Source organism: Selenomonas sp. WCT3 (genome assembly GCA_900100835.1).
GTDB classification, from domain to species: domain Bacteria; phylum Bacillota; class Negativicutes; order Selenomonadales; family Selenomonadaceae; genus Selenomonas_A; species Selenomonas_A ruminantium_E.
The window spans coordinates 1-1,258 of record FNCM01000033.1; the positions used below are offsets into that span (position 1 = coordinate 1).

3 protein-coding genes are annotated in these 1,258 nt (G+C 32.7%); all 3 read right to left on the bottom strand.

The window, feature by feature from the left end; all coding sequences use genetic code 11:
* Positions 1-158: 158 nt before the first annotated feature.
* Entirely contained in the window at positions 159-572 is a 414-nt protein-coding gene (locus BLQ36_RS13160; RefSeq protein ID WP_074515426.1) for a hypothetical protein, read from the bottom strand.
* Positions 573-600: 28 nt separating this feature from the next.
* The gene (locus tag BLQ36_RS13490; RefSeq protein ID WP_180364861.1) at positions 601-741 is read right to left on the bottom strand and encodes a hypothetical protein; all 141 of its coding nucleotides are present in this window, start codon (positions 739-741) and stop codon (positions 601-603) included.
* Positions 742-862: 121 nt separating this feature from the next.
* The coding region (locus BLQ36_RS13495) for a hypothetical protein (RefSeq protein WP_180364891.1) at positions 863-1,258 on the bottom strand (396 nt) is incomplete at its 5' end.

Here is a 1,258-nt window from a genome sequence, read left to right on the forward strand (position 1 = left end):
GGGTCACGACTAAAATCATCGCCATTTATCATATAATTTTCAAATGAATCATATACGGATAGCAGCATACCTACAAAAAGCAAATACATTACAATTTTTCTTACCAATCATATCCCCCTACACTGCACAATCAACAAACAACAATCGAATTTTCCTCTCTAATATCTATATATTTTATAAATATTTACTCGATATTTTTCATTCTCATCTTGAACCGCTATTTTCCATTTGTCTTTTTTAAACAACACCATGCAATTGCCATCTTGTTTATCGATTTGTTTCCACCCTTTATCGGTTAAGTACATAATATAAAATCGTTTGATTTGTTCCTTTGATAATCTTGTACAATAATATATATCCAATGACACGGAGTATCTCTCTCTTATGGATTCTTTTTTTTCAATCTCGTTTGTATTATCAGGTATTGGCAACTCGCCATATATCTCATATAAGACTTTCGGATCACGCTTAAAATCATTACCATTTTCCCAATAATTCATAACAGCACTATATAAAAAACACAACAGCCAAAGAACCATAAGATAGACTACGATTTTTTTTGCTCGTTGCATAATAAAAACACCTCTATATTGCAATCAACTATTCATCTCCCTTTTTATCCAAAATAACGCCTGCATTCTGATCCAAACTAAGACCTTCTCCATAGGACAACCCCAAAGACAAATAATAATAGTCATGATCCATATTTTCTGGATTCGGCAATTTCTCTTCCGCTATCATTTTTCTGATATTCTCTTTTGTAAGGCTTTTCTCTTTTCCATTTTGCTGGGCGCTATTTATCAGCTGGGCATACTCGTTATTATCAATCGATTATCATACTTTGCATTGCTTTATCCTCCACTCACGTACTGCTGTAGATTTTGTATATATCCACAAAATATTTATCTACTTCATTATGAACCGATATTTCCCATCTTCCCTTTTTAAAGGCGATTCCAGTTCCGCCTTGATCTTCAATTTGTTGCCAACCTTTATCAACTAACTTTTCGATGTAAAACTGTCTAATATCCTCATCGGATAGACTTGTGTGATAATAAACATACAAGGATAGAGAATATCTTTTTCTTATAAACTCTTTTCTTTCAATTTCCTTCGTATTATCAGGGATCGGCAACCCGTCATATATTTCATACATAACTTTAGGGTCACGACTAAAATCATCGCCATTTATCATATAATTTTCAAATGAATCATATACGGATAGCAGCATACCTACAAAAAGCAAATACATTACAAT

Bases quoted from the DNA above. Each gene is read 5' to 3' on its own strand.
- BLQ36_RS13160 (WP_074515426.1), bottom strand. From the start codon at position 572: ATGCAACGAGCAAAAAAAATCGTAGTCTATCTTATGGTTCTTTGGCTG.
- BLQ36_RS13490 (WP_180364861.1), bottom strand. From the start codon at position 741: ATGATAGCGGAAGAGAAATTGCCGAATCCAGAAAATATGGATCATGAC.